We start from the raw sequence: 20,947 nt of genomic DNA, 5'->3' as shown, positions 1-20,947 counted from the left end.
CGGGGCTGGTGGCGCTGGTGGTTTCCTCTTTGGCAATGGCGGCAACGGCGGCAATGGCGGGAACGGTGGCGACGGCACGGAACTACACCTCAACGGCGGAGACGGCGGGGTAGGAGGTAGCGGTGGTCAAGGTGGCTTCCTATTCGGCGAAGGTGGCGCCGCAGGCTCCGGCGGAGCGGGAGGCAACGGTGCCGACGGCGGTCTCGGGCAACGCGGTGGCAACGGTGGCTACGGTGGCTACGGTGGCACGGGCGGCGCAAGTGGAATCTTCTTTGGCAATGCGGGTCTGGGTGGCAATGGCGGCCTAGGCGGCAACGCTGGTAGCGGGGGCACGGGAGTCGCGGGGGCAGCTGGAAGTTTCGCCAACGGCGGTGACGGTAACGGCGGCCGAGGTGGAACGGGCGGCGACGGAGGTGCTGGGGGCGCTGGGGGCGCGGGCGGTTCCAGTGGCAGTTCCGGCCTGTTTGGACTTCTAGGCCTGAGCCCAGCCACCTACGGTCAATACGGCATGGCTGGAGACAACGGGGATAGCGGTGCGGGCGGTCAAGGGGGCGTGGGCGCAGATGGCACAGCCGAACATCCGGACGGCGGCAACGGTGGTCAGGGCGGAGACGCTGGGCGGCCCACGGTCGGTGGCGGCGGCGCAGCAGGTCTCTACAAGGGAATCGGTGGCGCCGGTGGTCGAGGCGGTGATGGATGGAACGCGTCTGCCTCAAGCGGCCAGCAAGGCGGCAACGGTGGTAACGGCGGTCTGGGCGGCGAAGGCAACGGCACTATCGGTGGCGCCGGAGGTGCTGGCGGCAATGGTGGCGATGGAGCACCTGGAAGTGGTATGCGGGGCGGTAGCGGAGGCAACGGCGGCGACGGCGGGCTAGGCAGCGGCGGCCCGGGCACTCATCTATCTGGTAACAGCAGGCTGCCCGCGCAGGTCTTCGGGCATGGCGGCAGCGGCGGTAATGGCGGGGACGGAGGCAGCGCCCCAAGTGATGGCAGCCGCCCCGGCGGTAATGGTGGCAACGGCGGCATCGGCGGTACCGACCGCAGCGGTACGACAGGTTCTGGCGATGGTGGCCGTGGCGGGAACGGTGGGAACGGGACCACCTCCCAGTCCGGTAATGGCACTAACGGCGGAACTGGTGGGAAGGGCGGAGACGGAGGCGATGGAGGCCAAATATTCTTCCGCGACGATCGTGACGGCTCCATAGTCGCCAATCCGAACGGTGGGCGAGGAGCTGGCAGTGGAGGCGACGGCGGGACCGGTGGTGTAGGAGGGCCAGGCCACGGTGCCGGAAATCAGGGTGGCCGCGGCGGTGCTGGCGGTAGCGGCGGGCAGGGTGGCTTCCCAAGAAACGATGGCCACCCCGGCCAAGGCGGCGACGGCGGCGACGGGGGTAATGGTCTGGAAGGTGCGACCCCCGGATCCGGTGGCTTCCCCGGATCTGGCGGCTTCAACCTAGGCGGTGAGCCGGGTGGGTCGGGTAACCCGGGCAAGCCTGGCCAAAGCTTGTGACCTGGCAGGCTCCGTTCGCGACGTGCCGCAGGGGGTGCTTCTCGACCTGAGCCGGCGATCAACTTCGGGTGGCCTCGGGGTCATTGATCGAGCACCTGTTCGTCTGGTTGATCGCTGGCTCAGCCCCATCTGCTGATGGCGCCCTGCTTGCCTGAAGGCCGGATCGGTGAACCGGCCGAAGTCGCCAGCGCCATCGTGTTCCTTGCCTCCGACGACGCATCGTTCATCACCGGCGCGGTGCTGCCCGTCGACGGGGGATACCTGGCGTGCTGATACCAGAGCTGGCCATGGGCACCGTGGACCCGATTCAGCCGTCGGCAATGCCGGCGCCGGCAAGCGCGGGCACCGTCTCTTCGCGGCGCAGGGTGGATTGCAGACCGGTCTTGAAGCGCTCCAGTATGTCGATGACGGTCTGGCCCTCTGATGTGTGGCCCCAGATGCTGATGCCTTGATGGGTGGTCGGTTCCCAAGTGGACTCGTCGACGACGATCGGGTTCCAGCCGAGTTCGAACTCGAATCCCGACGGGGTGACGGCGTAGAACGACAGTTCCTTGTCGTTGGTGTGTTGTCCCACCGACAGCGCCATGTCGAAGCCCAGCTGCTTGACCCGTTGGTAGGCGGCGGTCATGTCGTCGAGATCGGCGACTTGGACGTTGCAGTGCTGGATTGCGGTGCGAATGGGATTGAGCGGCAGGCGATTGACTGCGGCGATTGCCACGCTGTGATGACGCTCGTTGACCCGCAGGAAGCGGATCTTGAACTTCAAGCCGTTGATGGTCTCGTCGATGTAGTCCGTCAACCGCGCATCGAAGACGGTGTCGTAGTAGCCGCGCATCTGATGAGGCTTCTTGGTCGCGATGGCTACGTGCCCCATCCCGTCCGTGCCGGTGACGAAGCCGCCGCGTGTCCCCAGGCGTAGCGGTTGGGCCGCCGGCTGCGCGACGACGTAGATCTCCTGAACGAGCCCGTTCGGCCCCGGGAATCGGACGAACCGTTCCACGCCCCGCAGGGCGGCCTCCTCGGCGGAGCCCTCGCTCAACGGAACGCCGTGGTCCCTCACCCGGGACGCGATGATGTCGAAGGTGGCATGGTCGTCGACCTGCCACCCCAGCGCGGTCGCGTCTTCGGCCGGGCCGCGTTGGAGCAGGAATCGGCACGCGTTGTCGTCCAGCCGGAATCGCACGGTATCCGGTAGCGCGTCATCGACGTGCATGCCGATCGCTTCGCCCCCGAAACGTCGCCAGTCGCTGAACTTCTCGGTCTCAACCACGAGATATCCGAGGTGGACCTTTCCGAAGATGTCGGCTCGGCCGGTCATCGGTGTGCCCAGGTTGAGGTGGCCGACAGGAACTCCGACACCAGGTCGTTGAACAGTTCAGCTTTTTCCCATTGCATCCAGTGTCCGGTGTGGGAGGTCATGACCAACTCGGCGTTGGGCATCAGGTTCAGCAGCAGTGGACCGCCCGACGGGCGATTGACCTTGTCGTCGCGGCCCCACAGAATCAGCGTCGGTGTGCGCAGCTGCCTGAGCCGCCGGTCCCGGGTCAGATCCATCCGCCACAGCGTGCGTGGGTTGGAGGGCCGCCTCAGGGGCGGGTCGGCCACCACCTCCGGGTCCAGCGAGGCCTGGTAGCGCAGATCGATCAACTCGTCAGGCACGGTTGTCCCGTCGTAGACCAGATAGGTCCGAATGAAGTGGGCGAGTTTGTCCTTGCTGGGTCCGCCGGCACCGTAGTAGGCCAGCAGACTCTTGAGTCCCTTGGTGGGCAGGCCGCGGGTCGTCCCGATTCCGCCCGGTCCCATCAGGACGAGCTTGCCGACCCGGCTGGGATGGTCCAACGCCAGCCGCAGGGCCGCGGCGCCGCCGTAGGAATTGCCGACCAGATGCGCTGTGCGCAGATCCAGCGCGTCCAGCAGTCCGTGGATGGCTTCGGCGAGGAATCCGAACGGGTCGGTGTGATCGACGTGCTTGGTGGAGCGTCCGTAACCGGGCATGTCGGGGATGATCACCCGGAAGCGTTGCGCGAGTGCGTCGATGTTGCGGGAGTAGTTGGATACCCCGTTAGCGCCCGGTCCGCCACCGTGAAGCATGACGACCGCGGGTCGATCACCGCCGGTGTCGGTGACGAAGATTTCTGCCGTGTCGACTCGGACGCTGGACTGGGCGGCCGCGGTCAAGGCGGCGCCTTCGGAGGGAATGGTGCTGCTCATGCGTGATCCTTCGCGGGTAGGGGGTGGGAGCGAAACCCCGCCGGGGGCTCGGGCAACGGCCGCCCGGATGCGGTCGCGGCATAGATGAACTTGTCCGGGCGCACCGCGACCGCGGATGCCTTCTTGGCCGTCAGCCAACGGTGCAGGGCGCCATCGCAATCCACCAGGCAGCCGTTGGCGGGAGCGGAGCCCGGCGGGCTGATGCGGATCACGGGTACTCCGGCCGATCGCCAGTCCTGCGGCGACACCTCGCCGGTGTGCAGCACCGCCCAGCCTGTCCCGATGGCGTCATCCAGGCGGGTCCGGGCCCCGTGTTCGTCGAGCATCCAAGGTTGGGGGATCAACCAGCCGACCGCGGGATTTCCGTTGCTGGCCAACAGGCCTGAGCGGTAGCGTGCGTCGGGGAGCCAACGGTGATCACGCAGCCACGTGGTGAAGTAGGGGACCCTGCTCAGCGTGCGGAAGAAGTGGTTGCGAAGTGTGGCGCGCACAGGGTTTCGTTCGATGATCAACTTCCCGGTCTTGGCTGCCCGCCCGGTGACTTCCTTGACGTGCGGCAGACGTTCGGCCTGATAGCTGTTGAGCACCGACTCCGGTAGTGAGCCGCTCAGTACCGCCGCCAGCTTCCAGCACAGGTTGCTGACGTCTCGGACTCCGGCGCACATGCCCTGACCGATCCAGGGCGGCATGGCGTGTGCGGCGTCGCCGGCGAGGAAGATTCGGCCCGCCCGCCACTGGTCGGCGAAGCGGACATGATGGCTGTAGCAGGCGAATCCAAGAATCTCGACGTCGCCCCTGGTGATTCCTTGGGCGTGCAGCACCGTCCAGATGGCGTCCTCGTTGAGGAAGGATTTCTCGTCCTCCTCGTCACGCACGGGAAACTCCCAGCGGTGATGGCCGAGCGGGGTTGGGCAGTCGACGGTGGGGCGTTTCGGATTGCAGTGGAAACGCAGGCGGTCGTGCCCAGGCCATTCGTGGATCACCTTGGTGTCGATGACGATCCAACGTTCGGAGAAGGTACGACCGCCGAAGCCGATTCCCAGTTGGCCCCGGATGGAACTGGAACCGCCGTCGGAGGCGATCACATATGACGCTCGGATGGCTGTCGGGATGCCGGTACGCAGATCGGTGAGCGAGAGCTCGGCATGGGCGGGATGCTGGCGGACTTGGCCGCACTCGTGCTCAAGCAGCACGGTCACGTTGGGGAATCGCTGCACCCCGTCTCGCAACGTGTGGTCGACCGCCGGTTGGTAGATGAACTGCTGGGGCGGGTGGCCGTTGCCGCGATCGGTGGGAAGAAGTTTGACGAACGGCACGCCGTGGGCGTCGACGAAGGTGGCGCCGGCGCCAGGTTGCATGTCGGCGGTGAGGCGGTCGGCCAAGCCGACCTGCTGCCAGATGCGCAGGACCTCTTCGTCGGTGGAGATCGCCCGGGCGCGGAAATAGACGTCGGGATCTCGCTCGATCACCACGACCCTCAGCCCGGCCTGGCCCAAGAAGTTGGCAGCGGTGGCGCCCACTGGGCCGTAGCCGACTATCGCGACGTCATAAATCGCCTGATCGCTCATGGTTTCTCGCATCCTGGTGGTCTTCGTCGACCGCGAACTTGTTCTGTAGTGACCGCTACGGTACTGTAGTGATCACTACAGCGTCAAGGGATGGGAAGGGTCATGGCAGGCGAACAGTCGCGGCGCCGTCAGCGCCGAGCCGATGGGGAGTTGTCCCGCACCCGGATTCTCGATGCCGCCACGGAGATCGCCGCCGAACGCGGCTACGAGGGCACCAGCATCGGCGCGGTGAGCTCTAAGTGCGGGCTGCCGGCCAGTTCCATCTACTGGCACTTCAAGGACAAGGACGACCTGATGGCCGCGGTCATCGAACGCAGTTTCGCCAACTGGCTCCAGGTCTGGCAGCTCCCGCCCGATGTCGTCGCCCGCGACCGGCTCGTCGAGGTGGCCATCGGCACGGCTAAGGCACTCTCGGATTCCCCGGACTTCCTGCGCCTGGGGCTCATGCTGGCGCTCGAGCGCCGACCCGTCGAGCCACGAGCCAGGGCGATGTTCGTCAAGGTGCGCCAGCAGGCTGCCGACGCCCTCACCGCCAGCATCGCCGAGATGGATCTCGGTCTGACTGCGGCGCAGGTGGATCAGCTGGCGGCCTATGCCATCGCCGGCGCCGACGGGTTGTTCATCGCCAAGGAGATCGGTGGGGACAGTGTGGACCTCATCTCCCTGTTCGCCCTGCACGGCAGGGTGCTCTATGACACTGCGCTGCGCATGATCGAGGACAACGATCAGAGATGACGACCGCCCGCGCCATGATCGCCGAGTGCGCTGATCTGCTGGCCTCGGCCGAGGACGGCGCGTCGCCGATACCGCCGCTGACCCAACGCTTCCCGACTCTCGGGCTCGCCGATGCCTACGCGATCCAGCAGGCCAACACGGCCCGCAGACTCGCCCGCGGGCGCACCCTGGTCGGCCACAAGATCGGCTTGACCTCTGCACCGATGCAGACGCTGCTCGGTGTCGACGAGCCGGACTTCGGCTGCATCCTCGACGACATGGTGCTCTCCGACGGCGCCGACGCGGCCCGGGCGAGATTCTGTTCACCGCGTGTTGAACCCGAGATCGCATTCCTTCTCGCGAAGCCACTGCGTGGTCCAGACGTCGACATCGACCAGGTCCGCGCGGCCACCCAGGCGGTGGCGGTCGCCCTCGAAGTCGTCGACAGCCGGATCGCGCAATGGCAGTTGACGTTGTGTGACACCGTTGCCGACAACGCCAGTTCGGGCGCGGTGGTACTCGGTGACTGGATCGAGTTCACCGACAACCTGGATCTGTCCGGCCTACGAGCGTCGTTGTGGCTCAACGGTCACGAAGTGGAGAGCGGCCTGGGATCGGCCGTACTCGGTGACCCGGCGGCCGCCGTGGCGTGGCTGGCCAACTCGCTGGCGCCGTTCGGCGCCCACATTCAAGCCGGTCAGCTCGTGATGTCGGGATCCTTCACCGCGGCCGCATTCGTCGACGCCGGCGATCACGCGGCTGCCACCATCAGCGGCCTCGGCTCGGTGTCGCTGCACTTCGTCTGAAGGACAACCATGGGCAGGCAACCTCGGACACCGGTGGCCATCATCGGATCCGGCAACATCGGAACCGACTTGATGCTCAAGATCATCGGCGACGACGGTCCCCTGACCGTGGGAGCCTTGGCCGGAATCGACCCCGACTCCGACGGCCTCGCCCGGGCGCTTCTGCTCGGCGTGCCGATCACCGCCAAGGGCATCGACGGACTGCTGGCGATGCCGGAGTTCGATGACATCGGGCTCGTCTTCGACGCCACCTCGGCCACCGCCCACCGGCACCACTGGGCCGCACTGCGGGGCTCCGGTCGCCGGGTCGTCGACCTGACCCCGTCGGGGATCGGCCCGTACTGCGTGCCTGTCGTCAACCTGGCCGAGCACCTCGATGCGCCGAATCTGAACATGGTGACCTGCGGGGGACAGGCCACGGTGCCGATCGTCGCCGCGGTCAGCCAGGTCGGCGCCGTCTTCTATGCAGAGACCGTCGCAGCCATCTCCGCACAGTCCGCCGGACCCGCGACCCGTGCCAACATCGACGACTTCACCGAGACGACCGCCGCGGCCTTGCGGACCGTCGGTGGCGCCCAGCGCAGCCGGGCGATCCTGCTCCTGAACCCGGCCGATCCCCCGACAATGATGCGAAACACGGTGTATTGCCTGGTAAAGGGCGATGTCGACCACGGCACCATCGAGACCTCGATCCTGAACATGGTGAAAGCCGTGCAGGCGTACGTGCCCGGCTACCGGCTCAAGCAGCAGGTGCAGTTCGATCCCATCACCGCCGACGCCCCCGTATTCATTCCCGGCGCCGGAGAGTTCATCGGAACCCGGGTGACGGTCCTGCTCGAGGTGGCCGGCGCGGCGCACTACCTCCCGGCCTACGCCGGAAACCTCGACATCATGACCTCCGCCGCGAAGGCCAGCGCCGAGCGGATCGTCATGCACGCGCACCGCAGCGCGCAGGCCGCCCGATGACGTCGATCTACATCAGCGATGTCACCCTGCGTGACGGTATGCATGCGGTCAGGCACCAGTACACGATCGGCCAGGTCACTGCGATCGCCACCGCGCTCGACCGGGCCGGGGTGGACTCCATCGAAGTCGCTCATGGCGACGGGCTGGCCGGCTCGACGTGCAACTACGGCTTCGGTGCCCACACGGACCTGGAGTGGATCGAGGCCGCGGCCACCGCCGTCACCCGGGCCCGCATCGCGACCCTGCTGCTGCCGGGAATCGGGACCGTTCGTGACCTCAAAGACGCCCACCGGGCAGGTGCCACCGTCGTGCGGGTCGCGACCCACTGCACCGAGGCCGATATCTCCGCCGGACACCTCAGCGCCGCAGCAGAACTCGGCATGGACCCAGTGGGATTCCTGATGATGAGCCACATGGCGCAGCCGAAGGTCCTGGCGTCGCAGGCCAAGCTCATGGAGAGCTACGGTGCGCGCTGCGTCTACGTCGTCGACTCCGGCGGGGCCATGCTGATGCGCGACGTCACCGAACGGGTTGATGGACTGCGGCAGGTGCTCGATCCAGCAACGGAGATCGGCATCCATGCCCATCACAATCTGTCCCTGGGCGTGGCGAACTCTGTCGTTGCGGTCGAGAGCGGTGCGGTTCGTGTCGATGCGTCCCTGGCCGGAATGGGGGCAGGCGCGGGCAACGCGCCCCTGGAGGTGTTCGTCGCCGCGGCGAGCCGCATGGGGTGGAACCACGGCTGTGACCTGCATGCCCTCGAGGATGCCGCCGACGACATGATCCGTCCCCTACAGGACCGTCCCGTTCGGGTGGATCGCGAGACGCTGACGCTCGGGTACGCGGGGGTGTACTCGAGCTTCCTGCGGCACGCCGAAGTGGTAGCGGCCCGCTACGGCCTCGATGCTCGATCGCTGCTGGAAGAGGCCGGTTGCCGCGGCCTGGTGGGAGGCCAAGAAGACCTGCTCGTCGACATCGCACTGGACCTTCTGGCAATGCGGCAGCCTGCGCCGTCGGCCTCAGCAATCCCGGCCCACTGAATTCGGCTCAGCGCGCGCTCCTGCGGGCGTACCGTCGCCCTATGAAGCCACGGTGGCGGTCATCGGTGCCGGGATGTCCGCCACCCCGCAGGCACGAGACCGGGAGCGCATCATGACCGCAGTGCAGTCCAGGGCCGAGTCGACGATCACCGTGTGCAACCCCGCGACTGGCGCGGTGTCGGGCAGCGTGCCGATCGATGACCCCGCCACGGTGGGAGCCAAAGCGGCCCAGCTGGTTTCGGCGCAGCCGGAATGGGAGGCTCTTGGGCCCAACGGGCGTAAGCGGTGGCTGTTGGCGTGGCAGGACTGGATATTGGACCACGCCGACCACATCACCGAGGTATTGGTCTCCGAGACCGGCAAATCGCGCGGCGACGCCAGCATCGAAGCCGTCGCCACGGCAGACGCCATCGCCTACTGGGCCAACCATGCCAAGGAGTTCCTGGCCGACCGTCATCCCAAGGCGCACAGCCCGCTCTATCGGGTGAAGCGATTCACCACCGCCTATCGGCCATATCCATTGGTCGGCGTCATCACGCCGTGGAACTTCCCCTTCGCGATGCCCGGCCTCGACGTTCCGCCTGCGTTGGCAGCCGGCGCTGCCGTCTTGCTCAAACCCTCGGAGGTGACCCCGCTGTCGGCGGTGGAGTTTGTGCGTGGATGGACTGAGATCGGTGCCCCGCCCGTGCTGGGCCTGACCACCGGCTACGGCGAGACCGGCCAGGCGCTGATCGAGCACGCCGACTTCCTGCAGTTCACCGGTTCGACCGCCACCGGACGCAAAGTCGCCGTGGCGTGTGCCCAGCGACTGATTCCCTACGGACTGGAGCTCGGCGGAAAGGACCCGGCGATCGTCTTGGCCGACGCCGACCTTGACCGCGCTGCCAACGGCATTGCCTGGGGCGGGCTGTTCAACTCCGGCCAGGTCTGTGTGTCAGTGGAGCGCGTGTATGTCGAGGCGCCGGTCTACGACCAGTTCGTCGCCAAGCTGGCGGCGCGAGTCGGCGAGGTGCAGCAGGGCCAAGACGGTGACACCGGTGCCATGGCGACCGAGGCGCAGCGCGACATCGTCGCGCGGCATGTTGATGAGGCGAGGGCCGCGGGAGCCAGGGTGGTCACCGGCGGCTCGGCGACTGGGGTGGGAACCTACTTCGCCCCGACCGTGATAACCGATGTCGATTCGTCTATGACGTGCATGACCGAAGAGACGTTCGGGCCGACACTGCCGGTGATCAAGGTCGCCGACGAGAACGAGGCCATCCGGCTGGCCAACGACTCGCCGTACGGATTGTCGGCGACGGTATGGACCGCCGACAAGCGTCGCGGCGAACGGCTGGCACGCAGGCTGGAAGTCGGCGCGGTGAACGTCAACGATGCTCTGGTCAATGTCTTCTGCCCGGGGCTGCCGATGGGTGGCTGGAAAGAGTCAGGCGTCGGTTACCGAGCCGGCGGTGCCTCCGGAATCATCAAATACTGCCGGCAGCAGGCTATTACCTCCCCGCGGCTGCCCACCCAGAAGTCCGAACTGCTGTGGTACCCGTCGTCGAGACGCCGCATGGGGATCGCGCTGGGGGCCATGCGGGCGTTCGCGGCGCGCGGACGGCGGCGCTTCGGTTCGCGGCCGTACAACGGCTAGGGCGCTGAGCCCTCGTCGGGGTTGCGATCCCAGGTCTCGGGCAAGAGCGGCGTCGCCGCGCCGGTGCCGTGCACCCGGGCCAGGCCTGCTGCACCGGTGTCGCTTCGTTGCGCCGTCCCGGTGAATCCCAGCGTGCCCGAGCCGGATTCCGAGTGGGCGGGTGTCGTCGTCGGGTCGGGGGATCCGGTGGCCACGGCACTGAGCGTCATGGTGGCGTCGGCGTACTCCCTCATCTGCGCCCGACGCCGTCGCCGGGCCCGCAGGGGCGCGCGCGCTGCCGGTGAGCGCGCCGCGGCGGCGGCCGAGGCGCCGGCGGCTGGCGCCCTGGACTGGTCGCGTCCGGTCAGGGTGGGCCCGAAGCCTTCGGCGTGGCCCCCGGTCACCAGGTAGGCGAACGCTTCGGCGCCGCTCACCGGTATGGCCGGACCGGTGGTCGTGGCACCGGCCGGGCCAGCGGAGGTCCCCGCAGGACCGGTGATACCGCCCCCGACACCCATGGCGACGGCGAACGGCTGGTGGGCCGGTCGGGCCAGGATCATCTGCGGTACGGGGGCGGGTTCTGGCGCCGGTTCCTCGATGACGGGCTCCGCCGGCAGCTGCATCCTTGCGATGAAGTCGTTGATGGCGTTGATCAGCAGCGGCAGCACGATCGGTATCCGAACCGGGATCGTCACGATGAACAGGAACGTTGACCAGGACACGATGTTCCAGAAGATGAACCAGAACCAGCGGTTCGCCTCTTCGATCGGATCCGTCGGCTCGTCGTCGCCACCGGCTCCGGTGTCGGCGGCCAGGATCGGCGGTGCCGGGTCCGAGTCGGGTAGCGAGGCCAGGGCAGCACCGGAGATCGCCTCGTAGGTCGCCATCACGGTGGCCGCCTGCACCCACATGCGGGCATAGTCAGCCTCGTTGAGGGTGATCGGGATGGTGTTGATGCCAAAGAAATTCGTGGCGGTCAACACCGCGTGGGCAGTGTGATTGAGTGCCAGTTCTGCCAGGTGGGGCATGGCGGCCACGGCGGTGCTGTAGGCGGCCGCGGCGACCTCGTGCTGGGCGCCGGCGCGGGCGCTGTCGATGCTGGCGCGCGTCAGCCACTGTAGGTAGGAGGCGTGCGCAGAGGCGTACCTGTCCGCGCTGGGTCCTCGCCAGGCCGCTGACCGCACGTCGCTCAGCACGGCGAACAGTTCGGTGGCCGCAGCCGAGTATTCGAAGCTCAGCGCTGACCAGGCGCCCGCCGCGGCGAGCAGGGCAGCGGGACCGGGACCGCTGCTCAACAGCGCTGAATGCACCTCTGGAGGAGATGCGATCCAACCACCGTTCACGCCAGACACCAATTTCTACGATCGGCACTGATAAATAACCTCAAGATAGCATTGCCTAAGCTAACTTCGGGGTTGTTGCCGGAGGCGGGAACGACGGCTGACACGCGCCGGGGACCGGCGATAACCTGGGGTATGAGTCCCACAACCACCTTCCGGATCGCCCGTGTCTACGACGAACCCCGGTCTGAGGACGGTGAACGGATCCTCGTCGATCGGCTCTGGCCGCGGGGCTTCCGCAAGGACGACCCCCGGGTGGGGCACTGGTACAAAGACGCAGCGCCGTCGAACGAACTGCGCCATTGGTACAACCATCAGCCGGAGCGTTTCGACGAGTTCGTCACCCGCTATGAGGACGAACTTCAGACCGTGAACGCCGCCGCCGGGTTCGCCGGCCTGCGTGCGCTGGCCCGCGGTAAGAAGACCGTGACGTTGGTGACGGCGAGCCGGGAGGTGGACGGCAGTCACGCAGCGGTATTGGCCAAGTTGCTGGCCCGTCAGTGATTGGGTGCGGAGCAAGCCTCCCGATTCAGCGATTAGCGAGGCTGTCTAAAGTTATCGGGTGACCTCCGATTCCCCGGCCGCTCGACCGCGGCTGCAGCGGGAGATCTGGGTACTGCTGATCGCGAACGTGTTGATCGCGCTCGGGTACGGGTTGGTCTCGCCGGTCCTGCCGGTCTACGCCCGCCATTTCGGGGTGAGCATCTCTGCGACCACGTTCCTGATCACGGCCTTCGCGCTGACGCGATTGATCTTCGCGCCGGTCAGTGGCCTGATGGTTCAGCGGCTGGGGGAGCGCTGGGTCTATGTCGCCGGTCTGTTGATCGTCTCGGTGTCCACGACCGCGTGCGCCTTCGTCCAGACCTACGGGCAGCTGTTGTTCTTTCGCGCGCTCGGTGGTGTCGGGTCCACGATGTTCTTCATCGCCGCAGTAGGCCTGATGATCCGGATCAGTCCCGAAGACGCGCGCGGCCGAGTGGCCGGCCTGTTCGCCACCGCTTTCCTGCTCGGCACGGTGGGCGGTCCGGTGCTGGGCAGCCTGACGGCGGGTTTCGGCTTGAACGCGCCCTTCCTGTTCTACGGATCCGTCCTGTTGGTGACTGCGGCCGGCGTCTTCATCAGCCTGCGCAACTCGCACCTGGCTGAGGTGGCCGAATCCACCGGGCCCACGGTGTCGGTGCGCGCAGCGCTGGGCCACCGTGCCTACCGCTCGGCGCTGCTGTCGAACTTCGCCACCGGATGGTCGGTGTTCGGCCTGCGGGTCGCGTTGCTGCCGTTGTTCGTCACCGAGGTCCTGGGCCGTGGCCCCTCTTTCGCGGGTCTGACGCTGGCGATGGTCGGGATCGGCAATGTCTGTGCGGTGCTGCCCAGCGGTCAGCTCTCCGACCGGATCGGCCGCAAGGGGCTGCTGATCGTGGGCCTTGGGGCTTCCGGTCTCACCACGGTCCTGCTCGGGGCGAGCGCATCGTTGGCGGTGTTCCTGGTGGTGGCGTACCTGACGGGGGTGGCTTCGGGGATCTATGGATCGCCGCAGCAGGCGGTGATCTCCGACCTCGTCGGGAATCAGGCCCGGGCCGGTACGGCGGTGGCGACGTATCAGATGATGGCCGACTTCGGGTCGATCGTGGGTTCGCTGGCAGTGGGACTGATCGCTGAGCGGATGTCCTTCGAGTGGGGTTTTGCGGTCAGCGGCGCGGTGCTCTTGGTGGCGGCGCTGACCTGGGTGTGGGCTCCGGAGACCCGGACGAGCAGCCCGATCGGCGGGACCGCCGATACGGCGTGGCTAGGCTCGGTTGATGGTGACACTGGACCGGCTGGTCAACGTGGTGGGGAGCTACGGGGTTCGCCTGAGGTTCTGTTCCATCCCGAGGACGACACCCCTGAGCAGTGTCGTGATGCACGAGGTTGCCGGTGAGCGTGTCGTCGTCGGCGACGTTTTGTTGGCGGTCGGAGCGCGCTCAGTAAAAGAGGCCGTGCGCTGGGCGGTGGCCGCCAAGGCTGTCGCCGTGCTGGTGCGAGACGTCGACGACAAGGCCTCGTTTGTCGGCGAGGGTGAGGCACTGGCGGTACTGGTGGTGGACGCCGCAGTGTCCTGGAGCGAGCTGGCTGCGGTGGTCTACGGGCTGGTGCTCGAAGGTCGCGAAACCGAATCGGGGCGTGGACCTACGGATCTGTTCGCCGTGGCGGACAGCCTGGCCGAAGCGGTCGCCGGCGCAGTCACCATTGAGGATCAGCTGGGGCGGGTGTTGGCCTACTCGCGCGGCCAGCGCAACGCCGATCCGGCGCGCTCGGCGACGATCTTGAATCGGCAGGAGTCCGAGCCGCTTCGGGAGTTGTTCGAAAATCGCGGAGTACTCGCGCATCTGGATCTTCACGACGAGCCGCTGTTCGTTGCCGCCGATCCTGAGCACGGGTTGACCGGCCGGATGGTGGTGGCGGTGCGCGCCGGCCGGGAACTGTTGGGGGCGGTATGGGTGGCCTGCCCGGCCCCGTTGAGCGGGGCGCGGCTGACCGCCCTGGCAGACGGTGCTCGCACAGTGGCGTTGCATGTGTTGCGGTCACGCGCCAGCGCGGACTTGGAGCGTCAAGTCGAATCGGATTGGGTCACCAGACTTTTAGATCATCAAACTGACGCTTCGGACGCCGTCGCCCTGGTTGCCAGGCTGGGGCTGCCGCAGGCGCCGCTGCGGGTGATAGCCGTACATACCCGGATAGCCACGCAGCCGCACGCGGGGCTGCTGTTGGCCTTTGAGGCGGTCACCACCGGCTTCGGCTGGTCGCGGCCAGGCCGAAGTGCGCTGGCCGCCAACACCGTCTACACCTTGCTGCCGGCCGAGGACGCCGAAACCGCACGACAGTGGCTGCGGGGTCTGGTGGGTGCGCTGTCGCCGCATGCCAGTGTGCTGGCCGGTATCAGTGCGACCGCCACTGCCACTGAGCTGGCCGTGGCGCGTCGCGAGGCCGAGGAGTGCCTGGCCCTGCACGAAGCCGAACCACCCGGCAGCATTCCGCCCGCCTACGACGAGTCCTGGGGCGAGATCGTGCTGCGCCGGCTGCACACCGCCGCCCGGGCCGGCCGGGTGCCCACCCGAGGACCGGTCGGCGAGCTGCGTCGCCACGACGTCGCACACAACACACCGTATGTGGCCACGCTGCGGGCCTGGCTGGACGCGCAGGGCGACCTCGCGCGGGCCGCCGAGCAGCTGGGCGTGCACGAGAACACGATCCGCTACCGGTTGCGCAAGATGGCGGAGGTCACGCCGCTGGGTCTGGAGGATCCGCGAACCCGCTTCGCGGCGATGATTGAACTGGCAGCCGGCGACATGTCGGAACTCGACAAACACTGATAGCGCTGTTGTGAGATTCGGTTAAACCGGACGCTCCATGACGGTCGCATCATGGAGTGATGGGTGCGAGCAACCGGATCGACGGCGCGCCACGATCGGTGATCGTGGTGGGCGCCGGCATCGTCGGGTTGTCCACTGCCTGGTTTCTGCAGGAACGCGGTGTCGAGGTCACCGTGGTCGACCGTGTCGGGATCGCGGCGGGCTCCTCGTGGGGCAACGCCGGCTGGATCTCCCCGGCCCTGGCAATACCGCTCAACGAGGCCGCGAACCTGCGCTTCGGCCTGCGCTCACTGCTGAGCCCGACCGCGCCGCTGCAGGTGCCGCTGGCCTCCGGCCCGACACTGTGGGCGTTCCTGGCGCGTTTCGCCGCCAACAGTCGTCCCTCGGTGTGGCGGCGTGCGGTGCGGGCAAACGCCCCGCTGAGCGCGGAATCCCTTGAGGCTTATGACGTCCTGCTCGCCAACGGCGTGGATGCCCCGATCACCGACGCCCCGATCACCGCGATCTTTCGAACCTCGGCCGACGCCGAGCGACTGCTCGAGGAGTTGCGCCGGTTCTCCGAGGCCGGCCAGCCGGTGTTCGGAACCGAACTCACGGGCGCGGCCCTGGCCGAGCGGGTGCCGTTGGCGTCCCCGGCGGTGGCCGCCGGAGTGCAGATCGACGGCCAGCGCTTCCTCGATCCCGGCCGTTTCGTGACCGCACTCGGCCGCGCGGTCGCGCAGCGCGGCGCGGCCCTGCACATTGTCGACGTCACCGACGTGGGGCCGACGGGTGATCGCGTGGCCGTGACCGGGCGCGACGGCACCACGCTGAGGGCGGATGCGGCGGTGATCGCCAGCGGTGCCTGGCTGTCACGGCTGGTGGCGCGCTGGGTTCGTGTGCCGGTGCGGGCTGGACGTGGCTACTCCTTCTCGGTACCCGTGGACGGCCCGGTGACCGGGCCGATCTACCTGCCCGATGCGCGGGTGGCCTGCACGCCGTTGAACGCCCGGTTGCGGGTCGCCGGCACCATGGAGTTCGGTCATGCCGACGGGCCGATCAACCCGGCCCGCATCGAGGCGATCGTTGCCGCGACCCGGCCCCTGCTTGACGGTGTGCGCTGGGAAGAGCGCACCGACGAGTGGGTAGGTCCACGCCCGGTCAGCCCAGACGGGCGCCCCCTGGTGGGGGAAGTGTGTCCGCGCACCGTCTACGTCGCCGGTGGGCACGGCATGTGGGGAATGACGCACGGTCCGGTTACGGGCCGCCTGTTGGCCGAGCAGATCACCACCGGCAAACAGTCCGCTGCGCTGCGTGACCTCGATCCACTGCGCTGACCCGTCGGGTCGGTGGGTTCGGCAATCAAATGCTGTTGTAAAGGAGAACTGTCAATGACTGATACGCACGGTGTGTGGATGACCGCTCAGGCCAAAGAGAAGCTGCTGGCGGAGCTAGCGGAACTGTCTGCACCGCAGGATGTTTCGGCGGGAGAAGAGGTCGACGAACAGCAGGCCCGCCAGGCACGGATCCACCAGATCCACGACCTGCTGGCGGTGGCGGTGGTGGGACAAGACCCCCCGGACGACGGGGTCGCCGAGCCTGGCATGGTGCTCACCGTCCGCTACGGCGACGGGGACACCGAGACCTTTCTGCTCGGGGTGCGTGATGACGATCAGAGCGGGTTGGAGGTCTACTCGCCGCAGTCGCCGCTGGGCATGGCGATCACCGGGGCGCGCCCAGGGGAGCAGCGCAGCTACCCAGTGCCCAGCGGGGCCAGTGTGACGGTGACGCTGCTGGACGCCGTCCCTTACGGCCGGCATCAGACCCAGCATCCGGCCTGAAATCAGGCCAACTGTGCAGCTGTTTTGAACCTTGGTGTGGCTGTGGTGTAGCTTCGATGAGCACGACAACGCGGGGCTATGGCGCAGCTGGTAGCGCACCACACTGGCAGTGTGGGGGTCAGGGGTTCGAGTCCCCTTAGCTCCACTCATTTTGATGAGTATTGATGTTCACTCGGCGCTGGTCGCGCGCCATTCTGGCTGGTCCGTCAGGTGAACGCAGGATCACGAACTTCGATCCGCATCGTTACTGTACCGAGTCAATTGGCCGGCGTGGTTACTTACAAGCCTGTGATACGGTTCTTTTTGCAGTCATCAGATTGCGTGTCCGGGGGGGCAGGATACTAATCATCGGAGTTTACGTGAAGAGCCTCGGGAGACTCGTTACAGCGATATTCGCCGGTATCGGCTTTTATGCGGGCGCATTAATTGTCGGTGGTCCGGCGGGGGCTTTCCCCACCGCGCCACTGCCCATTGGGGGACCGGTGTGTGCGGGCGGCGTGATCGCTCAGACGGCCGGTGAGGCACCGGCCGGTGCGCCCGGTGTCGTCGGTGCGGCCGGCGCGGTCCCGTGCGCGGCAGACGTGACCACCCTCGCAGGACCTGTGCCCATGGGGCTTCCCGGGCCGGTTCCCCCGATTCCGATCGCCCCGATCCCGGTGGTGCCCGGACTGCCTCCGCCCGTGCCGCTGGTGGCGCCGGGGCCGGCTGGAGCCGCCGCGGCCAGCCCCATCGCCGGATTGGCGACCGATGCCATCAGTGCTCCGATCGGCTTGGCCGGCGGAACTAAATAACACGCACGGAAAAGGTCCGCGAACATCAGTTCGCGGACCTTTTCGCTATGTTATGGCAGCGCCGAATTCGTCCGGAAGAAATGGTTTGTGAAAACGTTATTACTACGCGATGGATCTGTTACTAGAAACTGTTAGAGGAATTCGCGCAGACGGAGAACTCACGGTTTCACCAGCCGCGGTGGATTACCTGCGCAGTAGCCGACGATGTCATCGACGATGTCGCGATAGAAGATGTCCATGCAGTTCTCGGTGACATAGCCCAGGTGCGGGGTCAGCACGGTATTGCCCAACATGGTCAGCGGGTGACCGGCCGGTAGCGGCTCCTGGTCGTAGACGTCGAGCCCGGCGCCACGGATGCGACGTGTGCGCAGCGCATCGATCAGCTCGGCCTCATCGATCAGCCCGCCGCGGGAGGTGTTGACCAGGATCGCGCTGGACTTCATCGCGCGCAGTTCCGCGCGGCCCACCAGGCCCCTGGTGGCCGCCGACAGCACGAGGTGAATCGAGACGACGTCAGCGGTCTCGAACAGGGCGCGTCGGTCGAGCAGCTCCGCCTGAGCCTGGGCGGCTCGCTCCGGGGTGAGGTGGGGGCTCCAGGCCGTCACCCGCATCCCGTAGGCGTGGCCCACCGCGGCGACCCGCTGGCCAATCCGGCCCAGCCCCACGAGGCCCAGTGTCGCTCCGGCGAGGTCTGAGCCGACAGTCTGCTGCCATCGGCCACTGCGCAGTGCGGCGTCCTCGACGATCAGATGACGTTGCAGGGCATGGATCAACGCCCAGGTCAGTTCGACGGTCGGCGTGATGGCGCCCCCCGTTCCGCACACCGTGATTCCGAGCCGGTGGGCGGCGGCCACGTCGATGGCCGCGTTGAACGGGCCGGTGGTGACCAGCAGCTTCAACGCCGGCAGTCGGGCCAGCAGTTCGGCGTCGATAGGCGTGCGTTCCCGCATCGCCACCACCACCTCGCAGCCGGCCAGGCGGGCGACGAGGGCGTCACCGGGGTCGAGGTGCTCCCGGATGGGGAGTAAGTCGATTGCCCGGGGGATGGGTGACCAGTCCGCCTTCGCGGCGAGGCCCTGGTAGTCGTCGAGCACCGCGATGCGCAGCGGCGGCGTGGCGGCGGCCACCCTCAGAACGCATCCGGGTCACGCTGGACGGCTTCGGGAACCGGATGGTGATACAGGCGAGAGGCGTTCTCCCAAGTCAACTTCCGGATCACCTCCGGGGGCAAGTCGCCGATCTCTTCGTGGATCACCCGCTGGGTGTTGGGCCACGTCGAATCGCAGTGCGGGTAGTCGGCTTCCAACATGATGTGGTCGGTGCCGATGCGTTCGTGCTGGCAGAACGACGACTGGTCCTCGACCGCACAGAACCAGAAGTTGCGTTGCAACACCTCTGCCGGAGTGAGCGTCTCGCCCAGGGCCTGCCAGGTGCCGTACATGTCGTGATAGCTCAACATGTGATCGAGCCGGTCCAGCAGACCCGCCACCCAGCCGATCCCGCCTTCGGAGAGGCAGATCTTCAACTCCGGGAAGCGGCTGGGTAATCCGGAATACAGCCAGTCGACCGCTGCAGAGATGGCGTAGGAGAAGAACAGTACGCCGGCGACATCGGGCGGGGCGTCATCGGTAGTCGACGGTGAGGTACCCGACGAACCGATGTGCAGGTTCACCACCGTCCCCGTGTCTGCGCAGGCGGCGATCATCGGATCCCAATGCCCGGAGTGGATGGACGGCAGGCCCAGCTGGGCTGGATTCTCACTGAAAGTGACTGCGCGAAAGCCTCGTTCGGCATTCTCGTAGATCATTGCCGCGCCCAGGTCCGGATCCAGCAGCCAGGGCAGCTGACAGGCGATGATTCGGTCGGGATAGGAGCCGGCCCAGACCTCGTGGTGCCAGTCGTTCCATGCCCGTACCGAGGCCAGCGCCAGTTCGCGGTCACCGGTCGTCAGTTGCAGTCGCTGACCGGCGAAGCCGGGGAGGAACGACGGGAAGTTCAGTGACGCATAAACACCGTTGAGGTCCATGTCGTGGATACGGGCGTGGATATCCCAGGCGCCGCGGCGCATCTCGTCGAATCGGGTCGGCTCGAACCCATACTCGGCCACCGGACGGCCCACCACGGCGTTGAACCCGACATTGGGTAGGGACTGGCCGTCATATATCCAGGTCTGACCGCCGCTGCCGGTCTCGATCACTCGAGGCGCCCGGTCGGCAAACCGGTGCGGCACCCGGCCCAGGAAGGTGTCCGGGGGCTCGACGATGTGGTCGTCCACCGAGATCACGGTGTAACGCCTAGGCGCGCGAGCGGGTTCGGGCAGAAAGGTCACGGTGCGCTCGGCGCCGGACTTCGCGGTGGTGAAGCCTAGGTCAGCGCTGAGTTCGTCGATCGATTTCACCCGTGCACCTCAATGTCAGTCGAGCACATGCCGGTCGGCCTTGATGGTCATGCGCGCCGCACCCGCCCAGTAGACGTCGGCGGCGCGTTCGATCAACGATGCCCGCATCCCGGCCATATCGGAACGCTTCATGGGCTCGGGAGTCCGGCCGGTCAGCATGACGTGGTAGGCGAGTTTGCACACCCGCTCGATGGTCGCCGACCGGTAGACGGCCTCGGCGAGGGTGCGCCCGGTGGCGATCACCCCGTGCGACGCCAGGATCGCCACCTGTGCACCGCCGATATGCCCGACCAATTCCCTTGCCCGCGAGGCGGTATCCACCTCGCCCTGGTAGATGTCGACCAAGCACAGATCGTCGAGAAACAGTGAACCGGTCTGATGGACCAGCTCGGGCAGCATCTGCAAGGACGCAAGCAGGCTCACGTAGTAGGGATGGTTGTGGACCACCACCCGCGCGTCGGGGCGGGCGCGGTGCAGCTCGGTGTGGATGTGAATCGCCGGGGTCACATCCCAGCGGCCCGCCACCACCCGAGCGTCCTGGTCGACTGTGCAGATGTCCGAGGCGGTCAGCTCTGCCCACCACAGGCCCCAGGGATTGACCAGCATCTCGGTCTGGCCGTCGGACTGCCAGGTGATGTGGCCGGCCATGTTCTCGGCGAACCCGATGTCGGCGAGGTGACGAAACGCGATGGCCAGTGCCTGGCTGTTGCTCAGTTCGACGCCGATCGGCGGGACCACCGACGGCGACCAGACCGCCGCGCCACCGGCGCGGGCGCACCCGACGCCGACCGACTCCGTCATGAACAAATCATATGGAAATA

At 67.1% G+C, this 20,947-nt stretch carries 21 protein-coding genes, 1 tRNA gene and 1 pseudogene; 15 read left to right on the top strand and 8 right to left on the bottom strand.

Translation table 11 applies throughout. The annotated features are described in order from the left end of the window. Positions 1-122: 122 nt before the first annotated feature. A complete protein-coding gene (locus G6N09_RS19695; protein ID WP_109558879.1) occupies positions 123-308 on the top strand; it encodes a hypothetical protein in 186 nt (61 codons plus the stop codon). A gap of 255 nt (positions 309-563) precedes the next feature. Further along, positions 564-875, top strand: a complete 312-nt coding sequence (locus G6N09_RS02685) for a hypothetical protein (protein ID WP_163752633.1) — start codon at positions 564-566, stop codon at positions 873-875. Positions 876-898: 23 nt separating this feature from the next. Here G6N09_RS02685 and G6N09_RS20205 read toward each other — a convergent pair whose 3' ends face one another. After that, positions 899-1,360, bottom strand: coding sequence for a hypothetical protein (locus G6N09_RS20205; RefSeq protein WP_109558877.1), 462 nt, complete (start codon positions 1,358-1,360; stop codon positions 899-901). Positions 1,361-1,660: 300 nt separating this feature from the next. Here G6N09_RS20205 and G6N09_RS02675 point away from each other — a divergent pair. Beyond that, positions 1,661-1,783 (top strand): annotated as a pseudogene (locus tag G6N09_RS02675) (SDR family oxidoreductase); the annotation flags it as partial. Between the two features lie 34 nt (positions 1,784-1,817). Here G6N09_RS02675 and G6N09_RS02670 read toward each other — a convergent pair. Genes G6N09_RS02670 through G6N09_RS02660 form a run of 3 tightly spaced genes read right to left on the bottom strand, consistent with a single transcriptional unit; the run spans position 1,818 to position 5,289 of the window. Continuing rightward, positions 1,818-2,828 carry a VOC family protein gene (locus G6N09_RS02670; RefSeq protein WP_083024505.1) on the bottom strand — a complete coding sequence of 337 codons (1,011 nt, stop codon included), beginning with the start codon at positions 2,826-2,828 and terminating at the stop codon, positions 1,818-1,820. Then, positions 2,825-3,721 (bottom strand): alpha/beta fold hydrolase, encoded by an 897-nt coding sequence (locus G6N09_RS02665; protein ID WP_083024502.1) that lies wholly within the window; start codon positions 3,719-3,721, stop codon positions 2,825-2,827. The genes G6N09_RS02670 and G6N09_RS02665 overlap by 4 nt, the downstream gene beginning before the upstream one ends. After that, entirely contained in the window at positions 3,718-5,289 is a 1,572-nt protein-coding gene (locus tag G6N09_RS02660) for a bifunctional 3-(3-hydroxy-phenyl)propionate/3-hydroxycinnamic acid hydroxylase (RefSeq protein WP_083024500.1), read from the bottom strand. The genes G6N09_RS02665 and G6N09_RS02660 overlap by 4 nt, the downstream gene beginning before the upstream one ends. 90 nt (positions 5,290-5,379) lie before the next feature. On the opposite strand from G6N09_RS02660, the gene G6N09_RS02655 reads away from it, so the two are divergent. The 5 genes from G6N09_RS02655 (at position 5,380) to G6N09_RS02635 (ending at position 10,451) form a co-directional block, all read left to right on the top strand. Then, complete coding sequence (locus tag G6N09_RS02655; RefSeq protein ID WP_407662635.1) at positions 5,380-6,024, top strand: TetR/AcrR family transcriptional regulator; 645 nt, start codon at positions 5,380-5,382, stop codon at positions 6,022-6,024. Further along, complete coding sequence (locus tag G6N09_RS02650) at positions 6,021-6,809, top strand: 2-keto-4-pentenoate hydratase (RefSeq protein WP_083024495.1); 789 nt, start codon at positions 6,021-6,023, stop codon at positions 6,807-6,809. Before G6N09_RS02655 ends, G6N09_RS02650 begins: the two co-directional genes overlap by 4 nt. 9 nt (positions 6,810-6,818) lie before the next feature. Continuing rightward, positions 6,819-7,775: an acetaldehyde dehydrogenase (acetylating) gene (locus G6N09_RS02645; RefSeq protein ID WP_083024492.1), complete on the top strand. Its 957-nt coding sequence runs from the start codon at positions 6,819-6,821 to the stop codon at positions 7,773-7,775. After that, entirely contained in the window at positions 7,772-8,815 is a 1,044-nt protein-coding gene (dmpG, locus tag G6N09_RS02640; protein WP_083024490.1) for a 4-hydroxy-2-oxovalerate aldolase, read from the top strand. The genes G6N09_RS02645 and dmpG overlap by 4 nt, the downstream gene beginning before the upstream one ends. 112 nt (positions 8,816-8,927) lie before the next feature. After that, the gene (locus tag G6N09_RS02635) at positions 8,928-10,451 is read left to right on the top strand and encodes an aldehyde dehydrogenase family protein (protein ID WP_083024606.1); all 1,524 of its coding nucleotides are present in this window, start codon (positions 8,928-8,930) and stop codon (positions 10,449-10,451) included. Here the strand turns inward: G6N09_RS02635 and G6N09_RS02630 are convergent. Continuing rightward, entirely contained in the window at positions 10,448-11,773 is a 1,326-nt protein-coding gene (locus tag G6N09_RS02630) for a PPE domain-containing protein (protein ID WP_109558876.1), read from the bottom strand. The genes G6N09_RS02635 and G6N09_RS02630 overlap by 4 nt on opposite strands. 132 nt (positions 11,774-11,905) lie before the next feature. Here G6N09_RS02630 and G6N09_RS02625 point away from each other — a divergent pair, with 132 nt between their 5' ends. From G6N09_RS02625 to G6N09_RS02595, 7 genes are all read left to right on the top strand, one after another. Beyond that, positions 11,906-12,274, top strand: coding sequence for a DUF488 domain-containing protein (locus G6N09_RS02625; RefSeq protein WP_083024488.1), 369 nt, complete (start codon positions 11,906-11,908; stop codon positions 12,272-12,274). Positions 12,275-12,332: 58 nt separating this feature from the next. Further along, complete coding sequence (locus tag G6N09_RS02620) at positions 12,333-13,685, top strand: MFS transporter (RefSeq protein ID WP_163752631.1); 1,353 nt, start codon at positions 12,333-12,335, stop codon at positions 13,683-13,685. After that, positions 13,567-15,117, top strand: a complete 1,551-nt coding sequence (locus tag G6N09_RS02615) for a PucR family transcriptional regulator (RefSeq protein ID WP_083024485.1) — start codon at positions 13,567-13,569, stop codon at positions 15,115-15,117. Before G6N09_RS02620 ends, G6N09_RS02615 begins: the two co-directional genes overlap by 119 nt. A gap of 59 nt (positions 15,118-15,176) precedes the next feature. Next, on the top strand, positions 15,177-16,433 hold the full coding sequence (locus tag G6N09_RS02610; RefSeq protein WP_083024601.1) for an NAD(P)/FAD-dependent oxidoreductase: 1,257 nt from the start codon (positions 15,177-15,179) through the stop codon (positions 16,431-16,433). A gap of 54 nt (positions 16,434-16,487) precedes the next feature. Beyond that, complete coding sequence (locus G6N09_RS02605; protein WP_083024483.1) at positions 16,488-16,937, top strand: GreA/GreB family elongation factor; 450 nt, start codon at positions 16,488-16,490, stop codon at positions 16,935-16,937. A 72-nt stretch (positions 16,938-17,009) separates the two neighbouring features. Beyond that, a tRNA-Ala gene (locus G6N09_RS02600) sits at positions 17,010-17,082 on the top strand. Positions 17,083-17,434: 352 nt separating this feature from the next. Then, positions 17,435-17,728 (top strand): hypothetical protein, encoded by a 294-nt coding sequence (locus G6N09_RS02595; RefSeq protein ID WP_083024480.1) that lies wholly within the window; start codon positions 17,435-17,437, stop codon positions 17,726-17,728. 158 nt (positions 17,729-17,886) lie between these two features. On the opposite strand, the gene G6N09_RS02590 is transcribed toward G6N09_RS02595, so the two are convergent. The 3 genes from G6N09_RS02590 to G6N09_RS02580 are packed head-to-tail and all read right to left on the bottom strand — an operon-like array spanning position 17,887 to position 20,927. Then, positions 17,887-18,855 (bottom strand): D-2-hydroxyacid dehydrogenase family protein, encoded by a 969-nt coding sequence (locus tag G6N09_RS02590; protein ID WP_197745891.1) that lies wholly within the window; start codon positions 18,853-18,855, stop codon positions 17,887-17,889. Positions 18,856-18,857: 2 nt separating this feature from the next. Further along, a complete protein-coding gene (locus tag G6N09_RS02585; RefSeq protein ID WP_083024478.1) occupies positions 18,858-20,126 on the bottom strand; it encodes an amidohydrolase family protein in 1,269 nt (422 codons plus the stop codon). A 15-nt stretch (positions 20,127-20,141) separates the two neighbouring features. Continuing rightward, positions 20,142-20,927, bottom strand: coding sequence for a class II aldolase/adducin family protein (locus G6N09_RS02580; RefSeq protein WP_083024476.1), 786 nt, complete (start codon positions 20,925-20,927; stop codon positions 20,142-20,144). Positions 20,928-20,947 lie beyond the last annotated feature (20 nt).

This window comes from Mycolicibacter minnesotensis, from assembly GCF_010731755.1.
In the GTDB taxonomy this organism is placed as follows: domain Bacteria; phylum Actinomycetota; class Actinomycetes; order Mycobacteriales; family Mycobacteriaceae; genus Mycobacterium; species Mycobacterium minnesotense.
The sequence above is the reverse complement of the archived record's forward strand: the minus strand, read 5'-3'. Positions and strand labels throughout refer to the sequence as shown.